This is a genomic window from Vallitalea guaymasensis (genome assembly GCF_018141425.1).
GTDB classification, from domain to species: domain Bacteria; phylum Bacillota; class Clostridia; order Lachnospirales; family Vallitaleaceae; genus Vallitalea; species Vallitalea guaymasensis.
Genome location: NZ_CP058561.1, coordinates 2742984 through 2769222, shown reverse-complemented (window position 1 = coordinate 2769222; position 26239 = coordinate 2742984). Strand labels below are relative to the sequence as shown.

General features: G+C 30.7%; 23 protein-coding genes, 1 tRNA gene and 1 pseudogene. 4 read left to right on the top strand and 21 right to left on the bottom strand.

All coding sequences use genetic code 11. The features are described from left to right. Window positions 1-1630: 1630 nt before the first annotated feature. The 5 genes from HYG85_RS12235 to HYG85_RS12215 form a co-directional block, all read right to left on the bottom strand. Window positions 1631-2191 (bottom strand): hypothetical protein, encoded by a 561-nt coding sequence (locus HYG85_RS12235; RefSeq protein WP_212693636.1) that lies wholly within the window; start codon window positions 2189-2191, stop codon window positions 1631-1633. A gap of 288 nt (window positions 2192-2479) precedes the next feature. Beyond that, a complete protein-coding gene (locus tag HYG85_RS12230) occupies window positions 2480-3373 on the bottom strand; it encodes a hypothetical protein (protein WP_212693635.1) in 894 nt (297 codons plus the stop codon). 857 nt (window positions 3374-4230) lie between these two features. Continuing rightward, complete coding sequence (locus HYG85_RS12225) at window positions 4231-4374, bottom strand: hypothetical protein (protein ID WP_212693634.1); 144 nt, start codon at window positions 4372-4374, stop codon at window positions 4231-4233. Between the two features lie 103 nt (window positions 4375-4477). After that, window positions 4478-4741: a hypothetical protein gene (locus tag HYG85_RS12220; protein ID WP_212693633.1), complete on the bottom strand. Its 264-nt coding sequence runs from the start codon at window positions 4739-4741 to the stop codon at window positions 4478-4480. 171 nt (window positions 4742-4912) lie between these two features. Beyond that, entirely contained in the window at window positions 4913-5431 is a 519-nt protein-coding gene (locus tag HYG85_RS12215) for a DUF4145 domain-containing protein (RefSeq protein WP_212693632.1), read from the bottom strand. Between the two features lie 149 nt (window positions 5432-5580). Between HYG85_RS12215 and HYG85_RS12210 the strand changes: the two are divergent. Then, a pseudogene (locus HYG85_RS12210) lies at window positions 5581-6213 on the top strand (transposase); the annotation flags it as partial. Between the two features lie 553 nt (window positions 6214-6766). On the opposite strand, the gene HYG85_RS12205 reads toward HYG85_RS12210, so the two are convergent. The 4 genes from HYG85_RS12205 to HYG85_RS12190 all read right to left on the bottom strand — a co-directional run bounded on the left by HYG85_RS12205 (window position 6767) and on the right by HYG85_RS12190 (window position 10294). Then, window positions 6767-8176, bottom strand: coding sequence for an ISNCY family transposase (locus HYG85_RS12205; RefSeq protein WP_212690122.1), 1410 nt, complete (start codon window positions 8174-8176; stop codon window positions 6767-6769). Between the two features lie 127 nt (window positions 8177-8303). Further along, window positions 8304-9092: a hypothetical protein gene (locus tag HYG85_RS12200; RefSeq protein WP_212693630.1), complete on the bottom strand. Its 789-nt coding sequence runs from the start codon at window positions 9090-9092 to the stop codon at window positions 8304-8306. Window positions 9093-9102: 10 nt separating this feature from the next. Next, on the bottom strand, window positions 9103-9582 hold the full coding sequence (locus HYG85_RS12195; RefSeq protein ID WP_212693629.1) for a hypothetical protein: 480 nt from the start codon (window positions 9580-9582) through the stop codon (window positions 9103-9105). Between the two features lie 157 nt (window positions 9583-9739). After that, window positions 9740-10294, bottom strand: a complete 555-nt coding sequence (locus HYG85_RS12190) for a hypothetical protein (RefSeq protein WP_212693628.1) — start codon at window positions 10292-10294, stop codon at window positions 9740-9742. A gap of 435 nt (window positions 10295-10729) precedes the next feature. Here HYG85_RS12190 and HYG85_RS24395 point away from each other — a divergent pair, with 435 nt between their 5' ends. Next, window positions 10730-10819: a putative holin-like toxin gene (locus tag HYG85_RS24395; RefSeq protein WP_244971318.1), complete on the top strand. Its 90-nt coding sequence runs from the start codon at window positions 10730-10732 to the stop codon at window positions 10817-10819. A 359-nt stretch (window positions 10820-11178) separates the two neighbouring features. Here the strand turns inward: HYG85_RS24395 and HYG85_RS12185 are convergent, their stop codons facing one another. Next, window positions 11179-11418, bottom strand: a complete 240-nt coding sequence (locus HYG85_RS12185; RefSeq protein WP_212693627.1) for a hypothetical protein — start codon at window positions 11416-11418, stop codon at window positions 11179-11181. A gap of 442 nt (window positions 11419-11860) precedes the next feature. Next, a complete protein-coding gene (locus HYG85_RS12180; protein WP_212693626.1) occupies window positions 11861-12472 on the bottom strand; it encodes a hypothetical protein in 612 nt (203 codons plus the stop codon). Between the two features lie 362 nt (window positions 12473-12834). Between HYG85_RS12180 and HYG85_RS24790 the strand changes: the two genes are divergently transcribed. Then, the gene (locus HYG85_RS24790; protein WP_212693625.1) at window positions 12835-13170 is read left to right on the top strand and encodes an N-terminal phage integrase SAM-like domain-containing protein; all 336 of its coding nucleotides are present in this window, start codon (window positions 12835-12837) and stop codon (window positions 13168-13170) included. Then, window positions 13167-13841 carry a site-specific integrase gene (locus HYG85_RS12170; RefSeq protein ID WP_212693624.1) on the top strand — a complete coding sequence of 225 codons (675 nt, stop codon included), beginning with the start codon at window positions 13167-13169 and terminating at the stop codon, window positions 13839-13841. Before HYG85_RS24790 ends, HYG85_RS12170 begins: the two co-directional genes overlap by 4 nt. Before the next feature lie 64 nt (window positions 13842-13905). On the opposite strand, the gene HYG85_RS12165 is transcribed toward HYG85_RS12170, so the two are convergent. From HYG85_RS12165 to HYG85_RS12120, 10 genes are all read right to left on the bottom strand, one after another. After that, window positions 13906-13993, bottom strand: a tRNA-Ser gene (locus tag HYG85_RS12165). Window positions 13994-14073: 80 nt separating this feature from the next. Next, complete coding sequence (locus HYG85_RS12160) at window positions 14074-14271, bottom strand: cold-shock protein (RefSeq protein ID WP_113673201.1); 198 nt, start codon at window positions 14269-14271, stop codon at window positions 14074-14076. Window positions 14272-14499: 228 nt separating this feature from the next. Further along, window positions 14500-16896, bottom strand: coding sequence for an FtsX-like permease family protein (locus tag HYG85_RS12155; RefSeq protein ID WP_212693623.1), 2397 nt, complete (start codon window positions 16894-16896; stop codon window positions 14500-14502). 1 nt (window position 16897) lies between these two features. Next, the gene (locus tag HYG85_RS12150) at window positions 16898-17569 is read right to left on the bottom strand and encodes an ABC transporter ATP-binding protein (RefSeq protein WP_212693622.1); all 672 of its coding nucleotides are present in this window, start codon (window positions 17567-17569) and stop codon (window positions 16898-16900) included. A 112-nt stretch (window positions 17570-17681) separates the two neighbouring features. Further along, a complete protein-coding gene (locus HYG85_RS12145) occupies window positions 17682-18938 on the bottom strand; it encodes a sensor histidine kinase (protein ID WP_212693621.1) in 1257 nt (418 codons plus the stop codon). Window positions 18939-18969: 31 nt separating this feature from the next. Continuing rightward, window positions 18970-19656 carry a response regulator transcription factor gene (locus HYG85_RS12140; protein ID WP_113673197.1) on the bottom strand — a complete coding sequence of 229 codons (687 nt, stop codon included), beginning with the start codon at window positions 19654-19656 and terminating at the stop codon, window positions 18970-18972. Between the two features lie 194 nt (window positions 19657-19850). Next, entirely contained in the window at window positions 19851-21953 is a 2103-nt protein-coding gene (locus tag HYG85_RS12135; RefSeq protein ID WP_212693620.1) for a glycoside hydrolase family 13 protein, read from the bottom strand. 38 nt (window positions 21954-21991) lie between these two features. Then, the gene (locus HYG85_RS12130) at window positions 21992-22216 is read right to left on the bottom strand and encodes a hypothetical protein (RefSeq protein ID WP_212693619.1); all 225 of its coding nucleotides are present in this window, start codon (window positions 22214-22216) and stop codon (window positions 21992-21994) included. Between the two features lie 478 nt (window positions 22217-22694). Then, a complete protein-coding gene (locus HYG85_RS12125) occupies window positions 22695-23687 on the bottom strand; it encodes an asparaginase (RefSeq protein ID WP_212693618.1) in 993 nt (330 codons plus the stop codon). Between the two features lie 109 nt (window positions 23688-23796). Beyond that, window positions 23797-26151 (bottom strand): ATP-dependent DNA helicase, encoded by a 2355-nt coding sequence (locus tag HYG85_RS12120; RefSeq protein ID WP_212693617.1) that lies wholly within the window; start codon window positions 26149-26151, stop codon window positions 23797-23799. Between the last annotated feature and the right edge of the window lie 88 nt (window positions 26152-26239).

Below are 26239 nucleotides of genomic sequence, written 5' to 3'. Positions count from 1 at the left end.
CTTATTCTATTCATATTCATAAAAACACTCCTTATATTTTCTATTATTAATAGACATTTTACTTTTTTTCTAATTAATTTTTAGTTTTATAATTGCCTATCAATTATTATTATTATATAATCATTTAAATAACTAGTCAATGTTTTATAGCTTATTCTAACACTGTTCATACCATCAGCTGCAACTGTTCGCCAACAAATTCCAATCCGTTCCCCACAGAACAAAAAAACGCCCCCAAAACCCTACATTCAAAGGGTTTCTCAAGGACGTTCCACCTCAAAGCCAACGGAGAGAGAGGGATTTGAACCCTCGGTGCGCTTGTAACGCACAGCGGTTTTCGAGTTCAATCCCTCAACATCTAAATAATACAATAAATTGCCATAATGTAGGTTTAATAAAGCTTATAAGTATTACACTATATACTACCATAGGGTATTTTATTGCATAATTCGTTATTCGTGGATAATTTATGGGCACATTATAGGCACGTTTTTGATTAATAAAAAGCAGACAATATATAATTGCCTGCTATAGATCACCTCCAACTTAAAGTGCATATCTTGCACCTTTGATTCCCAACATCTTGGGAAAGTATTTGACCTCATTCTCTAACATGGCTTAACATTACTTGTTGTACATCATGTATAACCTTATATGCATCTCCTTAATTTTAAGGCGGTGGTGAACTTAGACATAACCCCATTTGGACTATTAATCTGTTTCCCCATATTTGGGGAATGACCTAAGATTGCATATTCGCCCGATTTAAAATCTGCCTAATTCGTGGTTACTTTGAAGAATTCGACTCCTTAATTTTAAGGAGACCTATTTTACTAAATCCAATTTTGGATTGGGCTAATGTCACCTTGAATTCATACTGTAGTACTAGGACGGTATTAGAGGTCAGTCCAATTTTGGATGCACCTCATGCAGTGACTTATGAGAGTTTTGTCTTTAAAGAATAAAGCTTTCCCTCTAAAAGAGGGTAGCCCTAAAGGTACTTAATTTGATTTACAGTTTTGGGAAATCAAGCTCATTTTCCTTTAAACAAATCAGAAATTTCGGAGGTGCACTATATGCACCTCTGGGTATTATCTTGATTGGCTCAAATTTGAGCCGACCTCATTATAGTAATCTTCTAAAGGACGGATTTCACTCTTTACATTCGACAGTTTTGTCGGTCGAGGTTGTTCGCAGCAAGTTGTGACAAAAGGTAGTTCGATATTATCGAAGTACCCTTCTCCACTTCTGGGGAAAAACTACAGGGTAAACATTATTCACATGGTATCTCAATTTTGCGAAACGAGGTCAATATCATTGACTTTGCTCTAAGATGGACAGTTTTGTGATTAAGTATTGAACACATTGAGCAATGAAAAAAAAGACAGTCCACTTTTGGATAGTCCCTTTTCAAATCACATTATGTATTAACCTTACCTTTGTTCATTAATTAATTTATGAATGTATTTTTAAAGAGCCTACAATACGGTAGACTCCCATGTACTAATCAGTGCTTTATTAAATATTATAATTTTATAAAATAATCATAGTAATTAGAATACATTAAACCATAATTGTATTTATTAAGCAGATTCATTTAGTAATATATTATAAATCAAAAAATCAGCATTCACTTCTTTATATACTCATATAGAATAAATCCACTATATTCAACATAAAACCCTTCTTCTATGTATTTATAATTTTCAGGTATAATGCTAAACGAAAAGCCCTTAGAATTGGAACCACATTGACCTAGCTGAATTTGTTTTTTGTTTTTATCATATAATATAAGATTTTTATATGTAGTTATTAATGTACATGTTCCGTTCTCATTGAGAATTCCATTATATATAAATGTTCCACTATTAAACTTCAAACTATATTTAGTCTGAAAACTGAAATCAATATTATTTCCAGTATTTTTAATATTATTTAGAATAATATCTGTAGAATGCAATTCTAAAAGTTTCTCTCCTAAGTCTACCTCTTTAATAGAATTATAAGGTATCCATTCGGGCTTAACAAATAATTTGATACTTACTGGTTCATTTATTTTATTTAAAATATATCCATTTCTATTTATTACATTCTCTAATATACCTTCGTTAGAATAATTATAACAATAATATTTATAACCAAAAGCTAATAATAAACATAATATAATCCCCCCAAAAATTTTTTTCTTCATTTAATTTACCTCCATAAAAAAGACTTTTAATAACTTAAAGTATTTACTATTATATTAATTTCTATTCAACTATGATTATGAACTATTTATCTAGTTCTTTTTTCTATAATCCATTGAATTAATTCAGATACTATTTATCGTTAATATGCTAATAGGTCTGATCTTTGTAATGCTACTTGCTACATACAAATAACTAAGCTCTACAGTAAACAATAAAATCCCTACCTGATATTAACTAACTTCTATCAGGTAGGAGATTTGTTTAATCATTTTAATAAATAATTCTTACTAGTGACTTTTTGATTGAGAATATTTATCCCATGAGTATTCAGCATTTTCCATATCTACATCAAAAGTACCATCACTGTGAAAATGAAATTTTCCTATATTAGCACTTTTATATGTATGTAAAAAATATGATTTTATATTACAAGAAATATTTGCAAATTCACTTGTAAATTTTGCTTGTATCGCCCAACGGTAGCCCTGATAAATATCTTCACCAGTAAAATCATAGTATGCATCTTGGAAGGATATTGCTACACCTTTTGTATCATTAACAGTTTTTATATTTCTAATCTTATTATTATCATTTAATTTGTATTGATCTCCAGAACATAAGTAAGCGTCTTCAATCATTACTCCTTCCGTATTTCCATGAATATTTGTTATAGATATTCCTCCAACATCTAGTTTACCAATTGCTCCAGTACGCTTACCTGTATCCCATTTTAACTCTGTATCGTTATAAAAAGCATATTCAGAGGTCCAGTACCCTCCACCAGTGACAGTCCATGTATCATCAGTTGCATTATAACTTATCAATGGTTTAGATACATCTGCATTTGTTTCTGTACTTCTCATAGACATTTCAGGTTCTTCTTCTGAAATCAAAACATATATTCCATATTTTTTTGCTTCCTCAGCGATATATTTCTCACTGTAACCTTCACTATATAGTTCAAGTAATAATTTATTACCTTCTTCCAATAGATTATTATTAGATACCTTTAAGTTTTCAAAGTTTAATTTAGCTTGTTTAACTAAATCTTTTTTATCTTTAATTTCTTTTTCACTCTTAATATTGCTTGTTTGTGCATAACTTACATAAGGAATTGCCATAACTATAATTAGAACTAAAGCAAACAAATTTAACATTTTTGTTTTTTTAATATATTTCATTATTTTTTCTCCATATACATTATTTTATTTATATTAAAGCTGCAGCATTAATAACATTTAATTTATTATTTATATATATCTACTATAAATCTACATTTTTCAACTCTTTTACCTATATTATACTATTAATAATTATTTATTCAATAACATTTTAAATTTTTGGTTAATATAACAAACATCTCAATAATATACAAGAATATTATATGTTAAATATTACTTATTATTCTATTTTTATTATTTATCTCTAAATTAATCATACATTTTTAGTTATATTTACAACTAATGTTTATATATTCAAATATTATAATTTGTGCAATCTTTATATTTACTTATATTACTTAATATATAAAAGCAAACTATGATTTGTATATACTAAATATAACTTTAATCTATATTATAACACGTTTCCCGATTTATTAACAAATAATTTAATAATAAGCAATAAAAAAGGGTCTACCTTCAATTAAGAAAGTAAATCCTTTGCCTGTCCTAAAGCTTATTTTAGTATAGTGCCAATTAAGGAGTGCTTTAATGCTGATTCTTATTTTTTCTTAATCCAACTATATATCCTATGACAAAGGTTATTATCATTATGATTGTCCCACTAAAATGCATATTTAATATATTATTATGATCAATAATACTTGGAGACTTATCAAAAAGCATACTAATTTTAGCAGTTAATATGTTTAATGGAACAGTAAAATACTGTGATATTCCCGCTAAAAACATACTTCTTTTTTGATTGTCTAGTATAATAAATTGCCAATAATAAATACAAAGTGATAATATCCCAAAAAAGTTACCACTTACAATTCCTAATAAAGGATTACGAATAGTCTCTGAAAACTTCAAGCCTACCAATACCAATATATCAATATAATAATTGGCATTATATATAATACAGAAACACCTATTCCTGGTACTAGAATTAATAAATTCATTATATATCCTATAACTATTGGTATTAATGAAATTGCTAATAACTTAATCTTATTCATAATTACCCCTTCTTGAAGAATATTTCTTAGTAGTATAAACTAAGTTTTTTTGACTAATATCCTAAATAATACTTTTGCTTAAGTCAGGTTATCATTACCAACTTTATATACTTGTCCTTTTCCAATACCCATGTGATATATGGTCTATGCTGCCTTCTGATTCAAGTTCTCTTAAAGCAGTACTAGTTGCACCAGAAATTGATTCATCCTTACTCAATTTTATTATTAAACAGACTTGTTCATCTATTTGCTCTTTCTTCAATTCTACATCACTATTCATTAGCTTTTCTTTTACAATTTCTTTAATTGAAGGTAACCCATCCCCTTCCTCTCTCATTCTTTTTGCTTGATAAATATTATAATTCATATATTATTCCCCTTTCTTGTTTTGCTTTTTGTATACATTAACGAAATAATTCTTTAATTGTAAAAACTAATCTTTCATTTCTTTTAGATATTTAATTGTATTTTCTTTCATTATTATCCAATTAATCGTTAAATTTATTAATGCCCGCATATCTGAAATATCCTTATCAATTCATTTTCTTAGATAATGTGTTTCGTCATTTCCTATCCATGTAGCTCTTTTTGCACATAGTTTAATGTTTTCATTTTTTATAAAAGTGGTTATACATTTGCCTAGAAACGAGTTTTCTATTTCATTTTTGCTATCAGGATTTTTCTTGATTGAATAATCTTTTATTAGAAATTCAAGTGCCTTTCTATACCCTACACCAGCGATATCAATAAGATTATACTTTTCTGCTTTCATTGCTTGATTATATATATCTACAAAAGTTTGGGATATATCAGAAATACATTCTTCAAAAATTATGTCTTTATACTTAAAAGGTGAATATCCTACCAAACTATACATATCTGCATCATAATATATCTTTTTATATCTTACCAAAAATAATTCTTTACAATCGTTTCTTGGACAAGCACATACTAGAAAAACCACTTCACTATTATCGTTAAAATTTTTACCTCTATTATAAGAGAGTACTGGAATTGGCTCACATGCATAATTACATATTGGGCATTTATCAGGCAATTTATCTAGATCATATTTTATGTCATATCAACTTTTCAAACTATTCACTTCATTTAAATAATTCATAAAAACCTCCAAATCTACGTTCTATTTCGTATCAAATGTTTAAATACTAACAATTAATTTTTTTATACCTAACTTGACATTTAGTAGTGGCTGATGCAGGATATGAAAGCGAAGAAAATTATGGATTTATAGAGAAAAATGGACAGATAGCTTTTATAAAACCTGCAAACTACGAAATATCAAAGAAGCGAAAATACAAAAATGATATTAGCCGTGTAGAAAATATGGATTATGAAAAGGATACAGATACCTATATTTGTAAGAATGGCAAACGCCTAGAAGTAACAGGTACAATTAACAGAAAAAGTAGAACAGGATACCAGATGGTAAAGACCCAGTATCAATGCGAAGATTGCAAAGATAGTAATTATAAAGCCCAGTGCATTAAAGGACGCAACTGTAAAACACCGTTAGAAGAAAGAACCAAACGCTTAGAGATTTCTAAAGAATTCATGAAATATCGAAAAGAGGATTTGGTACGGATAGTTAGTGATGAAGGTATTGAGTTGCGGATAAATAGAAGTATTCAAGCAGAAGGCTCCTTTGCACAAATCAAACAGGATATGGGATTCAGAAGATATTTAACCCGTGGTACACAGAATGTTTTAGCTGAGAGTATCTTTCTCGCCTTAGGAAATAACATGAATAAACTACATCGAAAAATACAAAATGGTCGCCTAGGGAAATATCTACACTCAGTCAAGAAAAGTGCATAGTTTTTAGTATTTAAATTTTACAGAATCAATATATTTTATACGTTTATTGGAACGTCTATTAAATTACCCCATTTTTGAAAATTAGTATTAGATATGCTGTCAAAGAAGTTAATCAATGCACAAAAAAAGGCTTGCATTAGCCAATTTTATTGGCTAATGCAACAGCCCCTTAACTTTTGAATATCATCTATTGACATACCTGTTTCATCCAACATTGTACTGATTAATGAAATAGCATTATCTTGAATTAACGATTGCAGGATCGTATCCTTCCATCTATTTTGCATATCTTTATGTCAAGCATTTTTGAAAATGTCCCGAAATTTTCAAAATATAAGCACCGATTTTTAGGTGCTTTAATAACTTCCGCATTTATTCCACGGTTCTATTTACAACGAGCCTCTAATGGCATGTTTTGATGCATCAGAGGCATCCCCTAACCTGTTTTGTGGCATAGCAAGTAAAGCATGGGATGCCTTGTAAAGAAAGCATAACATGCCATTTTCTCATTATAAATAGACTTTCGCGGCATAAAAGCTATTTTTATGGAATTTTATTTAGCAATGGTCAAAGCTTGGGAGTACATTGCAGACTCAAAGGATTGTTCATAATAGTGTTTTTGCTTTTTAACAAACTTTGTAAAAGTACTCTTTTTCCACGGATGAGACATTGGTGGAATATATCTTTTGCGAGGTTTTTCAGTGCTTTGGGGGTAATGGAAATTTCTTGATGTATATTCATGTTCTGGTATCTCGTCTAGAGTGTATACTTTTTCTCCTATGCTTGTAAATAGTTGTCCATCAAAAGATTTAATAACTAGAGCCAGTGTACCTTTATGGTAATAAACAGGGTAGCCATTAGAATCTATAGGTTTATAATACTTTTTGTTTAATCTGATACAGTGACCATTATCAATCTTACGATTTACAAGAACTGCAAGAGTAAGATTAATTTTTTCATTATCGGGTTGTTTTTCAAAAACAGATTTGATATTATTAAGAGGCAGAGCAAATTTAGCATTATATTTTTGTATGTAGGAGTCCAAAAATATATTTGCTTGTTCTATGGTTGTTGCGCCTGCTAATCTTAATTCGATTGGTAGGCGTGATTGTAATGTTTGGAACATTCGTTCTACGCGACCTTTGGCTTGTGGATTGCTGGTTGTTCTGATTTCGACCCCTAACTGTTTACAAGCATAACCAAACTGAGTAAAAGTATCCTTTTCAAGAGAAGGAGATTTTTTTTGCCTATATTCAAAGACAGTACGTCTATCAGTATAAAACATATAGGGAATACCATGATTATTTAAAATCTGATGAAAAACATTATAGTAGCCTTTCAACGTTTCTTGTCTATCAAAATATGCTCCAACAACAGTTCCTGTAGCATCATCAACAGCAATATGTAGATGAGTTTTTTTATCCCCAAACCAAAAGTGTACAGAAGCATCCATTTGAATCATCTCACCTAAAAAAGCACAGCGTGGTCTACGAGGATGAGCATCTTCAAGAGCAACTATGTTTTCTGTAATTTTAGCAACCTCTTTCTTTGATTTAGTAGCATTTCTTTGTTTTTTCAACTTAAGACGCATTCTCTTTTTAGTAACACGTCTAGCTTTAGGTGAAAGCATCCCTTCAGACATAAGAATGTTTTGTACAGTACTTACAGAAACCTTGATTTTTTCATGCTCTTCTAGCAACTCACAATAATGAGTGAAGTTTGTGTTATAATATTTTGTTCGATAAAGATTTAAGATATTTTCTTTGATATTGTCTTCTATTGTATGTGATGGTTTACGACCACGATTACCATGGATAAAGAAAATCTTTCCTTGATCTAAATAACCTTTGATTAAACGATTTATATTTCGTCTAGTACAGCCTAGTTTCAGAGCTGCATTGTCCTTGTTCCCTTTAGTTTCAACTAATCTTTTAATAATTTCATATTTATATTGTTCTGTCATGTTTAAGTCTACCTTTCTAATGATAATCACCTCTGCCTATAAAATACATGAGGTTTTATTATATACCATAATTAAAAAAAATAGGACATAATCAATTGTGGTACACTAAGACATTATCATAAATCAATCATACCTTCCATCTATTTTGCATATCTTTATTGTATTGCTGTCGCAGCAATGGTATAATAGTATAATAAATATGAATAACTGCTTCAAAAATACTTAATTGCTGTGGATTTTGAGTGGCGAACTCTCCACAGCTTTCTAATTTTATATCTACTCTTCCATCATTATCTAATCTAAAGACATATTGATTATTATTCTTTTTAATATGCATTTGCAAACTACTTATATCTTCATAAGCACTTATTAACGCTTGTAAGGGTGGTTTGTTATCAATGTTTCCATATCTTGATACACCACTATAATTGTCAGCATTTCGATCTGTGTTACATTGAAATTCACTTATATCTAATATTGTAATATTATTACTTCCTATTTTTTCCCCTTTTTTACTTAATAACCAGTAGAAAAAATCTTTTTCGAATGTATACCCATCTATATTTTTAAACATTAATTTACCCCAAGGCGAATATTTGCCTTTTTCCATTAACTTAGTTCTTATCCGAGCTTCAACACCTTTAACCCCTATTATATTACAATACGTTGAGTTATTATATTCCAAAAACAAAGCATGACTATAACTTGTATTTACTTTAAAACCAGTGAACTTATCCAAACACGCCATTGCAGTAACACAATCATAATTAGATATTTTTTGTTTATTTTTATTTTTCCATTCATAAGTAAGATTAACACTAGGATTATTGTGATCGGATTCAATGCACCTAGTTTTTTCTAATAAATCATATATCTCATCTATTGTTTTATCTAATTTCCATATTACACTATTCACAAAATGCCTCCTAATTGTATTTATAAACCACTTTAAAAGGTTTATCATTAGTATTTAATTTAATTAATTTAGATAGAATGAATCCATTTGCGTTTTCTACACAGATTCTAGGAATTATAGTCTTTGTACAATTCGTAGTAGCAATTTGATTTGCATCACTATTTAGATTTGCCTGAAATTTCACTTCATACCTAGTCTCTTCACTATGCTTTAAATTGTTCAATATTGCTTTTGATATATTATACGTAAATCCATACTCATGAATATTATATTCGTCGCTATATACAGCTATCGGAGCAAGTATCATACTTTTCTTATTATCTTCAATGCAAATATCAACCCACAGAGAACCCTTTTTATTTATGTACCACAAGGCTACTTTTTTCCATTTGCTAATTACATCACATACTTCTAATACTAAAATCATTTGATTATATTCATTGTATTTGCCTTGTACCAAATATGTTCTATCGTCAGTAACTGTATTCATTATTTTAGCCTGTACACATATTGGTTTAGTAAAAATCTGCAAAAACCTAAAAATTTACCTACAGATCCTGCAAAAAGAATATAAAAGATATTAAGCAATATTACCCTAATAAATTCTTTTAGCAACCCATTCTTTGATATATCCCTAAATAGTTTAATCATAATCTCGCACCTAATATTAATGAATTGATCTCTTTATCATATAAAAAATCAGAAAAGACCTCATTTGGTGCATCGATTCGAACCACACCTTCACTTCCTAATTTAATGTCATATCCTTTGTATTTGAAGGTAATACTCATTAATTTAGCATCATAAACATCAATAATATAGTTCAAGTTAGCAATTATATTATCATAGCGATTGTATAGCAAGTTCTCTAATAATATATGAAGTTCTTCTATGTCATCACTCTCAAAGTCTTGCATTTCAATATTTGTTATTCTAATATGGTTAGCATTATTTATTCCATAATTAAATAAATTACTAAATATCTCATTAGACAACTTATAGGGGTTAATTTTGCATTCATGTTGCAGAGAGTATCTACTACTCTTGGTATTATATCGTTCTACATCAACGCCCACTATTTTCCTATTACTAAAGGAATAAATATACTTACTACCACTACAAGCATCATTAGATGTTTTGAGATATAAAAAAAGTGTTTTTAGCATATCTAGTCCACCTCTTTGCTCTAATAAATTTATCATACTCCTCTCCCCTTATATATTAATTTATGATATTTTTTTATGTTGTTGATTATTATACATCAGAATTCAATTATTTCAAATAGTTTGAGCAGTATTTTTTTAGTATGCCCCATAACTAAACGACATTACCACGACTTAATTTATTTTTGTGCAAAAAAAAATAAAACCTACCCCTAATTAATGAAGTAGGTTTATATCTGTACTAAATTTTCTTTTAGTAAATAGTAATAAATAGAACTATTATATGTAATTAACTTAAAAGACCTACCTTCAATTGATATTATGCTTCCAAATCGGAAAATCGTTGCTAGGTAGGCTATTGTTATTTCAATTTATCTTGTACAGGAGATAAACTATGGTGTATAATAGATTTTAAGTAAGCAATTATGCAGGGTGATTGGCGATACTCCCACTAAAGATAAGGGGGTGACGCTTATGTCTATTTATGAGTGTTTATCTCTTATGATACTATTTGCAATGCTTGTCATTGCAATTATAAATACAACTAAAACGACAAAAAAATAATCACACCTGCCTGCCAGTAGGACTGTGATTATTTTTCTTTAATATAAAATGATCGCCAATTGCTCGGCTAATTGCTTACTTTTTATTTATTGCATTGGAGTACAAATGGGGTACACTTTAATAATACTCAAAATATTATATTATGTCAAGAGTGACATACAATGTCACCACTTTTTATGTAGTAGACATTATACAGTATATCCATTTATGTTTACTTTTAAACAGTCCGAATCTTTAGCCTTCAAGTCGTCTAACAATTCAAAGGTCATTTGTTAAAACCGACCTTGAGTTATAGCCCTCTTAAAATTTAGGTGGCATAAGTCAGTGGTTCTTTTGAGGAACCATCGACTCTCTATAGGTTAAATAAATACAGGATAGGTTCTGCCATTATAGTAATTAACGCTATAATTATTTTTATAACAAGTCGGCTTTTCTTCTGGAGATAATTGGTATTTAAAAGTTACTGATTCATTATTAACAACATCATAAAAATCATGATTTTTTATCAAGCATTTTGTTGACTTTATTTCACTGTCACTATATGCGTTTCCTTTATATGCTCTAACATAATACATCTGTATCGTTTCTAATTTCTCCAAGTATGCTAATATCCATTAATTAACTCTCCTTGAATACTAATCTTTCTTTTATGTATGTCATATCTACAATTCCCTTGCCACCATCACGATTCTTTTTTACTTTAAGTTGTGTTACCATTTGGCATTAGAGGTTCAGGACAAATACTGTTAGCCATACCTTTATGTAAAGAGGTGGTTTCTGCCATATTTTACTTTCAATAATTGTTCTACTTATTAAGATACAGCCCTTCAACATTTATCACCTCATTTGTTAATCAAAGTCTTAACCTTAATTTGATATTGTTTTTCTTGTCAAGATAGGCTATAATAGACTTGTCGGAGTTATATAGCCTATCTTGGCTGGTATCATATCTATGTTTTGAATGTAGGTCTTATTTTTTTGCATTAATAACCATATTATCTCCTTCCTTTTGTAGATACTGGATAAATTACTTAGTATCCACTATATACCCCATTCGTTTTTTAACTTAGAATTGATAAATTTCATTATTCCTTCATCACCATTTTTATTGTCTGGATGAAATACTGTAGCCATTCGTTTATAGATAGTTTTAAGCATGTCCTTCTCTTTGTCTGTATAAGCTGATGTTGCTGAGAATAAGCTACTGTAATCATAATTGCTATTACTGTAGCTGTTATTGTTGTAATAGTTACTATACTGCTCTTTATATTTCTGTTTAGTTTTATAAATAGCCTTTATTTGTTCAAGTTTTTTTGTGTTCCATAACTCTCCAAATACGGTGTAGCACATATCATATGTACAAGTTCCATACTTTTCCTCAAACTCTTTTTTAGCCTTACGGTGTGCTGTGATTATTCCATCATGCTTTTTGCTAGTCTTGTATTCCTCTGTCTGCTTGTATTCTTTGATTAATGGTTTTCTTACTCTTTCTACTTTCGATTCTATAAAGTCATACATATTATCAAATTCAATTCCAACAAACGAGCAAAAAGAAGTAAAGACTTGATTTCTTTTAGGATTTTCTAACCACATATAATCCCATAAACAAAACCATTTTTCTTCAACAAGTCTATAGTAATCGGCTGAAAACAAAACAATTTGTTTCTTCTTGCTCTTACCCTTTTCTCTATAGCTATGGCACAGTTCACTAGAACATAATTATAGAAAACCTGATACTGATCTACTTAATAAATTAGCATTATATTTAATGTTGATGTAGAGTACTTTACTTCTGGTAAAGGCATTGAAGACGTTAATATAACATTTCATGAAAGTAAAGGGTATTCTAATAAAGTTGAAAAAAATTTAACAGAAGCATATTCATTGTTAGAAGAACATAGCGATAAGCTCAATGAAAAACAAAGACAAGATTTGACACAATTAATAAAATGGTATTTAGATAAAGAGTTTATCTAAAAGGTCCATACGCGACTAAAAAGGAAGCTAATAATGCTATGCGAGAATACTTGAATGAGCACGAAAAAAATAAGCATCTTTTAAGTGGTCATATAACAATGAGACAATATTGCGAGATTTGGTATGACAACTATGTCGTTTTAAACGTAAAACTAAATACCCAAAAAAGATATAGACTGATGATGAAGAATCATATAATACCATACTTTGGGGATATGAACATTAAAGAAATTAAACCTATAATTCTTCAAAATTACTATACTCATTTAACTAAACCTAAAGTAATAGGTGGTGCTGGCTTTCTGGTACAACAGCACTTAAACATCATCGGTTATTACATCAAATGTTCAAACATGCGGTTGGTTGGCAAATGATTCTTTTCAACTATGCTCAAAGCGTACAACCGCCAAAAGCAACAACCCCTGAAACAAAATTTATAACAGAAGAACAATTCTATAGATTATTTCATATATTCAAAAATACCGATTATTTCATACCTGTATTATTAGCTGGTACTACTGGTATGCGTGAAGGTGAAATTTGTGGCTTACAAGACTATAATATTCATTTAGATCGTAACGAAATTTATGTTAAGGATAACTTGGTGTATATAGAAAAAAAATGGACTCTAGACTCTACTAAAACACATAGAAGTACTAGACCTGTATATATATTCCCTGATGTATCAAGAATACTAAAGCAGTATCTAATTCAAAGAAAAGAACAACAACTCAAATATGGTCCTCAATATATAGATAGTGGATTCTTTTGCAGGCGACCAGACGGACGATTTATAAATCCTGTCACATTAGGTAAAAGGTTTACCATAATTGCTAGGAAATATAACTACCACATATCGTTCCATGGATTAAGGCATACTCACGTAACTATACTATTTAATAAGGGAAAGGACTTAAAGACTGTAGCTGATAAGTTAGGCCACTCAACAACCAAAATAACAACGGATACCTACATTCACTCATCCATTGAATCTCAAAAAAGATTATTGGGTGATATTAAATTACCAGGCTTAGGCACGTTTTAGGCACACGTGTAACGGGTTTTATAGGCATGAATATATACTCATGTCTACCCAAGCCTTGTAATGACGGAGAGAGAGGGATTTGAACCCTCGGTGCGGTTTTGCCGCACAGTGGTTTTCGAGACCACCACCTTAAGCCACTCGGACATCTCTCCAGATACACTTACCTATTATATCACTAAATTTTCCAATAAAAAAGACCTAAAGATAAAATCTTTAGGTCGATTTATTATAATTATAGACTTACGATATTTTCAGCTTGAGGACCTTTAGCTCCTTCAACTACGTCAAAAGAAACTTTTTCGCCTTCTTCTAAAGTTTTGAAACCGTCTTTTTGAATTTGTGAATAATGAGCGAATACGTCATTTCCTTCATCTGTTGAAATAAAACCAAAACCTTTGTCTGAATTAAACCATTTAACTGTACCAGTCATAATCTCTTACCTCCGAATTTTTATTTTTCCTTAAATTACTTGTAAATAATTCATCAATAAAAATTCGAACTATATTATTAAATCTAATATTAGATAATTCTCGTTTATTAACTTGATAATTTTTTACTTATAATGCAAGGTTCTATATAATCATATACTATTTCAGAAAAAAATCAAGGGTTTTTTAAAAATATTTTAATATTTTTTATAAAAAGTTATTTTATTTCACTAAACGCGTATTATTCTATCTATAATGGACTCCTTATTAAGCTTTTTGGTTATAAAATGAGTCAAAATATATTGGACAATTATTAGAACAACTAGCATCAATATTATTTCTTTTATTGGACTTTGCCATTTGGCATATGTCGCTTCTTTGCTAAATACTTCAAAACAGATTTTGGCAATACGTATACCAAATATTGATGCCAAAACTCCACTGATCAACGAATAATACATTCCTTCTACTTGCAACATAGTATTTAACTGTTTATCAGATAATCCAATGGCTTGAAGCATACCAAGCTCTTTTTTTCTGGTCAAGATACTAGTTATCATAGTATTAATCAAATTCAGCAAACCAATTAATCCAATAACGAAAACAAGCACCATTCCAATGAACTGCATGGAATTCTTTTGTCTGTTGTACTCATCAAAAAGGCTTTTATATTCAGCTACCTCTACATCATCATAATTTGCTAGTAGTGTCTCTAATTCTGTTTTAACCTCTTCTTCTGAATTTTCATTAACATTGACAGATATTTTTTTGTAATTATTCTCTCCTAGGTATTCCTTAACTATTTTTTCATGTGCTATCCAAGTAGGTCCTATACTATGTCTATTATTACTTATTGGTAATATATCTGTAACTGCTAACACTGTAAATTCTTCTGTAAAACTTGTATCATCACCCTTATTTACATTGAATAATACTTTGTCTCCAGTATGATAATTATCTTCATCTTTATCTCCTGAATATATTACATACCTACCTTGATTTAATTTATCTAAATCCAAGTTTCCTTCTAAGATTTTATCTGCCAATTTTTTTAGAGTGACATCTTCATATCCATAAACATCACAGTTGACCGTTCCATCATAATTACCATATTGCTCCTTATGCTCATCCATCTTTTCACTATCATATTCCATTGTGACTATCTTATGTCTTGTTTTAACAATATTTTTTACATCTTCCATTTCAATAACTTGCTCTATGATATTGTTCATATCATCAATATTATCTTTTCCAGAATCAGTATTAACAATATCAAAATCCCCAGCTACGTAATTGCTTGTGAGATTATCTACTCTCATACTGTTAAAGATTGATGAGAATGTAATGAATAATATTCCACTCATAGTTAGAGACAGCATAGTCATTATTGTACGTTTTTTATTTCTCCATAGGTTCAAATAAGCCATTTTACCAACTGCACCTAGTCTAGTATGCTTAGTCTTTTTAGTGGTCTTTTTGCCAGTTGTACTTACCTGTGAATAACGTAATGCCTCTATTGGAGATATTTTAGCTGCTATTTTACTTGGCTTTACCAATGCCAGCCTTATTGTGAATAAGGAAACACCCGCAGCTATAAGAATAATATATAACGGAAATACCATTTCTATATTATTGCTAAGAGGTATCATAGGTACTAATATATTACTAATCAGATATCCCAACAATATTCCCAATGGTATACCCTTCATTGATGATATGATACCTTCATATATAATCATCTTTCTTAGTTGCTTTGGAGATGTACCAAGAGATGACAGCATACCTATCTGCTGTATCCTCTCCACAACAGAAATATAATAAATATTATATATTACTATGATAGTTGCAATAATAACCATTAATCCTAATATTGCAAAAGGTATCATGTTAGTAATATTTTTTCGTTTTTCATTAAGGAGCATCTCATTGAACGAAATATTTTCATCCTCAATTTCTAAATCCATTGATATCTTTAATATCTTGTTATAAACATCACTATCATCCTTTAATTTAAGAGCTATATCCTTATGTACTAATTGGGGATCTATTTTCCTCATAAAACTCTCAGATATCAATCCTAACCCGGTCTTATTGACAGCCATCATATTATTTTCTTTCAGAATTCCTACAACCTTGAATTTTTCATTATATGAATCTCCATTACCTGTACTATATTCCATAGTAATGTTATGACCTAACTCTACTGGTAATTCAAATCGTTCTAATACCGAAGGTAATACAGCTATTTCATTATCTTCTTGTGGAAATATACCTTCTACCACTTTGAGTGATAATAGGTCTGCTCCTTCTTCATCAGCATATAATAAGGACAAACTATAATTATTCATATCTGTCACATCAGCTACATTAGAATAAACTCCTGCTTCCTCTAATTGAATATGGTGTTTCAACATATCGATCTGTTTCTCATTGACATTAGTAAATCTAGCTTCTGCTTTTCCATAAGAACCAATGACATTATTTAGATTCATCTCTCTTATACTTACTGCAAAAGTCGCTATAGTTGTTATTAGACAAGTAGATAATATGATAGCCAATAATATTAATCCTGACTTACTCTTAGAGGATTTACCATACTTTCTTGCTAGTTTAACCATTACACTCATACTATCTACCTCCCTCAACTATTTTCCCATCTTCAATTCTAATGATTCTATCTGCCATACGGGCGATGTAATCATCATGTGTTATCATAACTAATGTTTGATGATATTTTTTAACTGATAGCTTCAATAGTCCTAGAACCTCTTCACTTGTCTTTGAATCAAGATTTCCTGTAGGTTCATCAGCTAATATGATAGATGGTTTTGAGGCTAATGCTCTAGCTATTGCAACTCTTTGCTGCTGTCCGCCAGATAAGGCACTTGGCAAGTGTTCTCTTCGGTCATATATTTTTAGGGTATTCATCAAATCTTGAACATAATCAGTATCTACTTTCTTACCATCCAACTCAATAGGTAATGTTATGTTCTCGTAAGCATTGAGAACTGGTACTAAGTTGAAGAATTGAAATATGAACCCTATTTTTCTTCTCCTAAAAACAGCTAACTGCTCATTCTTCATTGAATATATATCTTGGTTTTCAATTAGAACCTTACCATCTGTAGGTCTGTCCAACCCTCCTAACAAATGCAGTAATGTGCTCTTACCAGAACCTGATGTTCCAACTATTGCAACAAATTCTTTTTCTTTTATTGTCAAATCAAGATTATTAACAGCTTTTACTATATTTTCTTTTCCATAAAACTTCTTTAGATTTTTTGTCTCTAGTACGTTCATTTCTATTCCTCCATAGACTATATATTTGACTCTATCTTATAAGTAACTGGACTTAATTATCTTTATGTGAATAGTATATACTCCATAGCTTACATTTTTATTTCAATTTATCTTACAAATCTGTAAGGAAGAATAATATGCAAAATGTTGTACCCTTATTCAATGTTGAACGTACTGTAACTGTACCTCCTTGTTCTTCAATAATTCTTTTAGTAAGATATAACCCTACACCTGAACCTTCTTTTTTCTGCACTTCTTCTGATTCTCCTCTATAGAATCTGTCAAAAACTTTGAATTGCTCTTTTGGGGAAATGCCTATACCCGTATCCTTGATTACTATCTTAACGGAAGTCTCTAATCTTTCCATGTTTACAGTTATACTTCCCCCGTCTTCTGTATACTTCACAGCATTTTCCAACAGATTGAATATGGCTTCTTTTGTCCACTTTTTATCGTGATTTATATCTACGTTGATTAATTGTTCTATGTTAATATTTATTCCTTTTTCACCAGCAGACAGATATATCCCGTTTATAGCATCTAAAACAGTTTTTTTGATATCCCTATTCTCTCTTTTTAATTGAATCATTCCTGCTTCTAATCTAGATATATGAACAAGTGAATTAATCAACCACTCAAGCTTGATTATCTCTTCTTTGCTTCTTTCCAAAAATTTTACCTGATTTTCTTTATCAACTTCATCTTCCAGCATCAAAGAATTAAATAATTTTATGGAAGAAAGAGGTGTCTTGAATTGATGTGATATATCTGTTACTATAGATTTTATTTGTTCTCGACTGTTTTTGATTTCTTCTATACTTAATTCCAATCTCCTAGTCATTAGATTGAATTGATGTCCTATCCTATCAACTATTCCTTCATTATTGGTAGCTAAATGTACAGAATAATCCCCATCCATTACTTTATCTATCCCTCTAGAAAACAATTCTATTTTTTTCATGATATATATAATACTCTTAGAAAAATAAAATAGGATAATTATAAAAATTAAGATAAGCATTATCATGTTATATGTCATCATCTTTTTGGCTTTTGCATAAAAATCTTTGCTGTAGCTGATATCCATATCCTGGGTGTATCCATATTTATTCAGAAGCTTTTTCCCTGCCATGATATATTGATCATTTTTTCCCTCTAAAAATATATTTGCGATTTCTTTTTCCTTATCAGGAACCAAAGTAGCTAAACCACCTATGATATTATAATCGTCCAATATCTGCTGTCTATGTAACTGTTCAACCATATTGCTGGATATCAAATAGAAAACTATCATTATAGCTCCCATTAGCCCCAAGGATATCTTAGAAATATTATATATGAAAGGTTCTTTTTTAAAATATCTTATCATTTTATCCTCCTGTAATTAACTCCATTGGAAATTATAATACCTTCTTATTCCATATGTAACCTACACCTCTAACTGTTTGTATGTAATCAGGTCTAGAGGGGTTGTCCTCTATTTTCTCTCTGATTCTTCTCATATATACAGCTAACGTATTCTGGTCTATATAATTACCTTCTATATCCCATAGATGTTCCAGTAGTTGTTCTTTACTTAATATCTGCTGCCCATTCTTCATAAAATAGTTCAATACTTTATATTCAGTTTTTGTTACATCAATCTCCACAGCATTTTTATATATTTTCATTTTATCTGGATATAAAACCATATCCCCTGAAGTAAGGGTATTCTTTTTTTCTCTAACTGAAGTCCTTCTAAGTACTGCGTTTATTCTCGAAATGAGTTCTCTTAACTTGAATGGTTTTGTTATATAATCATCCGCTCCCATATCAAGACCAGTAACTATGTTGACCTCTTCATCTAGTGCTGTAAGGAAAATAACAGGTATATCCTGTACTTTCTGTATATTAGTGAACAACTCGTATCCGTTTCCATCTGGTAATGTTATATCTAATAAAGCTAGATCAAAACTGTTTTTCAGTATTTCTGCCTCAGCTTCTTTCTTGCTTTTTGCGTGTATTACTCTATAATTTTCCTTTTCCAAAGCAAATTTGATTCCCATGCCAAGTGAAAAGTCATCTTCAACCATTAATATGGTACTCATTGAATAATCCTCCTATATATTAAAAAGACCCATCAATAATACACTGCATTAATATACTAGCAAGATAGACTCTATTCAGCAGTATTTTCAGATTCTTATTAAACAAAATGTTTAGAATCCAAACAGCTGAACAGAGTCTATCTTACGGAAGTTATTAACCATATGCATTACCTAACTGGTCCTTCCTATTTTTTCTAACCAGATATAATTATAGCACTATACTTTGGTAATGTTAATCTTATTTTTCCTCTTTCCACTTCATATTTTTCTTTATCCGTATTGAAACTATCCCTAGTCGTAAGTATAACTCTTTCCATGCTCTGGGAATCCGTTATCCCTAATTCCCATACAGGAATATGAAAACTTCTTTCTTCATCATTATTATTAACTGCAATTGCTAATTTATCATTGTCATCCCATCTTCCATAACTGATGACTCCCCATTCTCCATATAGATATTTCAATGAACCCGTCCTAAGAGCTTGATATCTCTTATGAATGGATATTATTTCTTTGTGGAATGAAAGTAACTCCTGATCTTCTTTTCCCCATGGAAATGTTCTTCTATTATCCGGGTCAGTCCATCCACATAGACCTGCTTCATCTCCGTAATATATAGTTGGCGCTCCCTGCCAAGTCATCTGAATTACTACTGCCTCTTTCATAATCCCTTTATTAATATTCTCATTAGCCTTCTCTGGTCCAAGATTGTTGGTTCTACCTACCATGTGATTAGTTCTAGTCATAAATCTTGAATGGTCATGATTGGATAATTCATTCATGGCAGTCAATAAGGAGCCAGTTAAAAAGCTTTGCATATTATGAGTCATGATATCAAAAAATGCTTTATGGTTATTAAGCAATTCTCCTTTATATTCATCACTATGTTTTTCTAGACCTGTCAAAAACCATGTGACAGGCTCCATGAATGCATCATAGTTCATGATTGTGTCCCATTGATCTCCTAAAAGCCAATCTCTTGAATTATCATAATGCTCTGCAAGTATAATAGCATCATCCTTAGCCGATTTTACAGATTTTCTGAAATCTCTCCAAAACATATGATTGAATTCTTGTGAATACCCAAGGTCTGCTGCCACATCCAATCTCCATCCATCAGCATTAAAGGGTGGACTAACCCATTTTCTAGCTATGTTCATTATATAGTTATACAATACTGCTGATCCTTCAAAATTAAGTTTGGGTAAAGTCTCATAACCCCACCATCCATCATAGTTGGTATTGTTTGGCCATTCACATCTACAATGGAAATGAAAAAACCTAGTATAAGGACTGTTTTTTGATTCATACGCCCCTATATCATATTCCGTTTGATTCTTATATATATTCTCTCTATCCAGCCATTTATTGAAGGAACCACAATGATTGAAGACTCCATCAAGAATAATTTTCATACCTCTTGAATGTACTTGTTCAATGAGTTCCACCAATAATTGATTACTAGCTTCCAGATTCTCTTTATTAGTAGTTCTCATTATATATTTTGTGGCATATTCATTACATGGATTATCATCATTAAGAACTTCCCCTCCATCATTGACTATAACACCAAAATGAGGGTCAACAAAGTCATAATCTTGGGTATCATATTTATGGTTAGATGGTGAAACAAAAATGGGGTTAAGATATATTACATCAATACCTAAATTACTTAGATAATCAAGTTTATCAATTATCCCCTTAAGGTCCCCACCATAGAAATCTCTTACACTATCAGCATCTGGGTACTTATACCAATCATTTATTTTTCTTGTAAAGTTACCTACATACAAGTATTCATTATCTACAACATCATTACTTTCATTACCATTATAGAATCTATCAACAAAAATTTGATAGAATATGGCTCCTTTTGCCCAGTCAGGAGTTTTGAATCCAGGTGATATCCTGTAATTGAAATGGGTATTAGGTTCACGGCTGATACCTCTTTTATTATAATAACATCTAAAACTACCGATGTTTATTTCAAAATAATACTCTATTATCTCTTTTTCAAGGTTGATTTCTCCAGCATAATAATCAAATAATTCGTCAGTTTCATCAATTAACAATTCCAGTCTATTGCCATTGCAGATTACAAAAGCTTTGTCTATATTATCCTTCTTGGTCCTTAACCTAACTTTTACTGGTTCATCAGCTTTTGGTTCACAAGGTATTCTATATTCCTTGGTTCCATCACTAAAAACTGCTCTTTCATCTAGTATTGGTTTATTATTATCAATATACAGTAATAATTTTTGTGCTAATGAAAGTTCTCTAAAAGTCTTATGTAACATAGGATTAAGCCAAACCTCCTTATCTAATCTTTCCAGAACTAATCTTCAACGATATCATATCCCCAATTATATAAGTGATCAATTCTATTATTATATTTTGTTATAGCTTCTTTTTTTGAAGCAAATACATCTGTATTTATATAAACTGTTACATTACTTCTTACATCATTTCCTATCTCAATCACTTTTTTATTATTAGCATTTAGTATCAATTTTATAAAATTATTTCTTTTCAAAAAACAGCTTTTATAATAAGTTCTCACTAACATCACCTCTATACACTATATTCGTTACTGATATAAGTTATACAAGTTAATATAGCTTAATTAAAATTGTCGTCTTAATAACTTATCTTAACTATATTCTTCCCAAATATCAGTAAAGATTTCATAGTATACAAGAAAAGAGGCTACGCCTTGTCATCTGTAGGTACTTTTTACTGTAAAATAAAAAAGACAGCCTACCGATCGGCTGTCTTTTTTCTTTAAGGAGAAGGTATTTGTTCTTATGGGGTGTAGCAAAAACTTTATTATTTATATATATTGTATTGGGGGGTTTTACAATAATAATTATAGCATTAACCCAGAAATAAGTGTGCATAAACTTTCAATAATTTGACTATTTTTATTAGTAGTATTATACAACTAATATTTTCATCAATTTATGTCCCTTTCAATTATATACAAAAAGGTCAAACTAATAAAGCTAGTTTTTGCACAGCCCCATTTTTTAACATTTTTCTTATATTTTTTTGTATAAGTCCTTCTCGAAAATCTGTCTTACTTCACCTACATCTTTAGTCACTCCAAGGACTATCATAAGTTTGATTCTTGCCTTTTGTCCTGATAGATTATCTCCTAGTATTACTCCCATATCCCTTAGTTGTCTTCCTCCTCCTTGGTAACCATATGAATCCAGTACTCTTCCTTTTGAGCATCTTGATACTATGACTACTGGGATGTTCAAGTCAATTGCTCTCCGTATACCTTCCAACATGGTTGGGGGAAGATTTCCTCTACCTAAAGCTTCTATGACGATACCTCTATAATCATTATCAACAAGATAATCAATGAATTCTGAACCAAGACCAGCTACAGCTTTAATAAGAGCAACCCTGTTCTCTATATTTTCCGTAACAATCTTAGAAGCTTTTTTTCTGTTTCTATAATAGATGACTTGATCAGAGTCTACAATGCCTAGAGGACCGAAATCCATACTCTGGAATGTGTCAAGACTTAATGTATGAGTTTTAGTTACTTCATCTGCTGCATTCACTTGATTATTCATGACTACCAATACACCCTTGTTCTTAGATTCCTCAGAACAAACTGTACATATTGAAGCAGCCAGGTTAGCTGGTCCATCATAGCCTAATTCTGAACCATTACGCATAGAACCTGTTACAACAACTGGTTTTTCCGAGTTGATGACAAGATCAAGAAAATATGCTGTCTCCTCTAGGGTATCAGTACCATGTGTGATTACTACTCCTGCTATATCTTCTCTGCTTAGAAGTTCGTTAGTGACTCTTGCAATGTCCAACATCATGTTAGGAACAATATGAGGCCCAGGATAAGCACCATAGTGTATAACCTCAATCTGTGCCATTTTCTCTATACCCGACACTTTTGAAATTATATCCTTATCAGACAGTGCTGGTATAGCTGCCTTCAGCCTTTCGTCAACCATCATGGATATTGTTCCACCTGTAAAAATCAATGCTACTTTTTTCATCTAAAACCCATCCTTTCAACTACATATATTGAACTTGAACATCTACACACCCATTTTTAAAAAGTTCAATATATTTCCCTTAATTACCTCTTACCCATATTTTGTTTGATTATAAATTCTCCCAGAAACCATCAACTTTTTTCTTCAACAAATCACTAGATGCATACACAGCATGATTCCATTCATAAGGAAAAATCCTTTTGTAATGATTACTGCCAAATCTCTCATCTATAAGGACAACTATGCCTACGTCATTCATTGTTCTAATGACTCTTCCTGCCGCCTGCATAACCTTGTTCATCCCAGGATACATATAGGCATACTCATAACCGTTATCAGATGTATTGTCAAAGTAATTCTTGATAAGATTCCTTTCGTTGCATATAGAAGGTAACCCAACCCCTACTATAACTGCACCACTAAGTTTTTCTCCTGTTAAATCTATACCTTCACCAAACATACCCCCTAATACTGCAAAAGCTACAAATGAATCTTCTCTCTCATTATGGAATTCTCCTAGAAAATCATCTTTCTCACTTTCGCTTAGTCCTCTTTCCTGTTTTATGATATTTATATCATCATCTTCTATTATGTTAATAAAAGTGTCATACACATCATTCATATACTTGTAGGAAGGGAAGAATATGATGTAGTTCCCTTTTTTCCCCTTAATTGTATTGTAGATAGTCTCTACAACATTTATATAGGTTTTCTGCCTGTTCTTATATTTTGTAGATACCTTATTATTTATTAATAAACATAGATTCTTTTGTTCAAAAGGTGATTCAAGAGTCAATCCATAATTCTTTTCATTGCCTCCAAGTATCTTGACAAAATAATCCATAGGCGTTAATGTAGCCGAAAAAAGCACCGTAGACTTTGCATTTCCCATATAATCCCTTAGATTACCCGATGGATCCAAGCAAAAAAGCTTCATCAATACGTCATCTTGTATCTTTTCATAATATGTTATATATCTATCATCATAGAGTTCTGCCTTCTTCACAAAATCATAGCTGTCAAAGTAGAAGTCAAGTAATTCATCCATGTGTTCCCATTCTACCAGATTGCCAAAGATCTTTTCAGTTCTGTGTATGATACCTCTAAGTATATCTACAAAATCCTCTGAATAATATTCTTCTACCATGAAATCCCCTAGAATCTCACATTCACGTCTCTTTTCAATCATAAAACTATTCAATTTTCCCAAGTATCTATAAAGGGTTTTATCTATATCCTTAACTATTCTTCTTAATTTCAATATAGGCTTTTTGTACATGGTAGCAGAATACATTTCCCTTGCCCTGTCAACTAGATTATGGGCTTCGTCTATTAAAAATAGATAGCTGCCGTTACCTTCCACAAAAAATCTCTTCAGTACTGCACTAGGGTCAAAAGCATAATTGTAATCACAGATGATGCAATCACTAAAAAGCGCTAAATCAAGAGTCAATTCATAAGGACATACTTGATATTTCTTGGCATACTCTAAAATAGTATCCCTGCTGTAATTATCAGTTGCCGTCAGCAACTCACCAATAGCACCGTTTATTCTATCATAGTGTCCTTTTGCATATTCACAATATTTACTGTCACATTTTTTCTCTTCATTCAAGCATATCTTATCTTTTGCAGTTATAAGAACCCTTTTTAACTTTAGTCCATTGCCCTCAAGGAGCTTAATGGCTTTTTCTGCTACATCTCTTCCAATAGTCTTAGCTGTAAGATAAAATATCTTGGAATTCTTCTTTTCCATAGATTTTATAGCAGGATAAAGAGTCCCCATAGTCTTGCCTATCCCTGTTGGAGCTCTAGCAAATAATTTCTCGTCTTCCATTATTACTTTATATACACTATTCATAAATTTCCTTTGACCTTTTCTAAAAGAATCAAATGGAAATTGTAGATCTTTTACACTTTCATCCCTTAACCTATTATAAGTAATTATCTTCTTAGCAAACTCTATATAAAGATTTATTACACTAAAATAAAATTCTTCTAATTCCTTAAGAGTAAATTCATTCTGAAATTGTTTTATAGCATAGCTACCAAGCTCAACATATGTTAATTGAACTTTCAGCTTGTCTATATTATTTTGTTTCCCATATATATATGCATACATCTTGCCTTGGGCTATATGCAGCTTATTGTAATCTTCATCAATATTTTCCAACGATTTGTTTACTGATTTTATTTCATCAATAATTATTATATCATCAAAAATAATACCGTCAATGCGCCCATTTATATCTAATTCTATATCATCTATTAATACTTTATCCTTTACCGGTACTTCCGATTCATAAGCATCATATTCCTTACTAAATCTCTTCTGTATCTTCTGGTGGGCTTTTATACCATCAACTGCTCTGCTTGAGCTTAAAAAAACTGACTTTATATCACCAGAACGTAGAACAAATTCTATGAGCTCTCTTACTGATATACTTAATTTATTAGAAGACATTTCAATACACCCATTTCAATAAGTTCAATATATTTTCCTTGTTTACACAAACCTACTAGAACTAAACATCTGCCGGCTCTATAGCAAT

Excerpts from the sequence above, each read along its gene's own strand:
- HYG85_RS12235 (WP_212693636.1), bottom strand. The coding sequence starts at position 2,191 with ATGAAGAAAAAAATTTTTGGGGGGATTATATTATGTTTATTATTAGCT.
- HYG85_RS12230 (WP_212693635.1), bottom strand. The coding sequence starts at position 3,373 with ATGAAATATATTAAAAAAACAAAAATGTTAAATTTGTTTGCTTTAGTT.
- HYG85_RS12225 (WP_212693634.1), bottom strand. The coding sequence starts at position 4,374 with ATGAATAAGATTAAGTTATTAGCAATTTCATTAATACCAATAGTTATA.
- HYG85_RS12220 (WP_212693633.1), bottom strand. The coding sequence starts at position 4,741 with ATGAATTATAATATTTATCAAGCAAAAAGAATGAGAGAGGAAGGGGAT.
- HYG85_RS12205 (WP_212690122.1), bottom strand. The coding sequence starts at position 8,176 with ATGACAGAACAATATAAATATGAAATTATTAAAAGATTAGTTGAAACT.
- HYG85_RS12195 (WP_212693629.1), bottom strand. The coding sequence starts at position 9,582 with ATGAATACAGTTACTGACGATAGAACATATTTGGTACAAGGCAAATAC.
- HYG85_RS12190 (WP_212693628.1), bottom strand. The coding sequence starts at position 10,294 with ATGATAAATTTATTAGAGCAAAGAGGTGGACTAGATATGCTAAAAACA.
- HYG85_RS24395 (WP_244971318.1), top strand. The coding sequence starts at position 10,730 with ATGTCTATTTATGAGTGTTTATCTCTTATGATACTATTTGCAATGCTT.
- HYG85_RS24790 (WP_212693625.1), top strand. The coding sequence starts at position 12,835 with ATGCGAGAATACTTGAATGAGCACGAAAAAAATAAGCATCTTTTAAGT.
- HYG85_RS12170 (WP_212693624.1), top strand. The coding sequence starts at position 13,167 with ATGATTCTTTTCAACTATGCTCAAAGCGTACAACCGCCAAAAGCAACA.
- HYG85_RS12160 (WP_113673201.1), bottom strand. The coding sequence starts at position 14,271 with ATGACTGGTACAGTTAAATGGTTTAATTCAGACAAAGGTTTTGGTTTT.
- HYG85_RS12155 (WP_212693623.1), bottom strand. The coding sequence starts at position 16,896 with ATGAGTGTAATGGTTAAACTAGCAAGAAAGTATGGTAAATCCTCTAAG.
- HYG85_RS12150 (WP_212693622.1), bottom strand. The coding sequence starts at position 17,569 with ATGAACGTACTAGAGACAAAAAATCTAAAGAAGTTTTATGGAAAAGAA.
- HYG85_RS12145 (WP_212693621.1), bottom strand. The coding sequence starts at position 18,938 with ATGATAAGATATTTTAAAAAAGAACCTTTCATATATAATATTTCTAAG.
- HYG85_RS12140 (WP_113673197.1), bottom strand. The coding sequence starts at position 19,656 with ATGAGTACCATATTAATGGTTGAAGATGACTTTTCACTTGGCATGGGA.
- HYG85_RS12135 (WP_212693620.1), bottom strand. The coding sequence starts at position 21,953 with ATGTTACATAAGACTTTTAGAGAACTTTCATTAGCACAAAAATTATTA.
- HYG85_RS12125 (WP_212693618.1), bottom strand. The coding sequence starts at position 23,687 with ATGAAAAAAGTAGCATTGATTTTTACAGGTGGAACAATATCCATGATG.
- HYG85_RS12120 (WP_212693617.1), bottom strand. The coding sequence starts at position 26,151 with ATGTCTTCTAATAAATTAAGTATATCAGTAAGAGAGCTCATAGAATTT.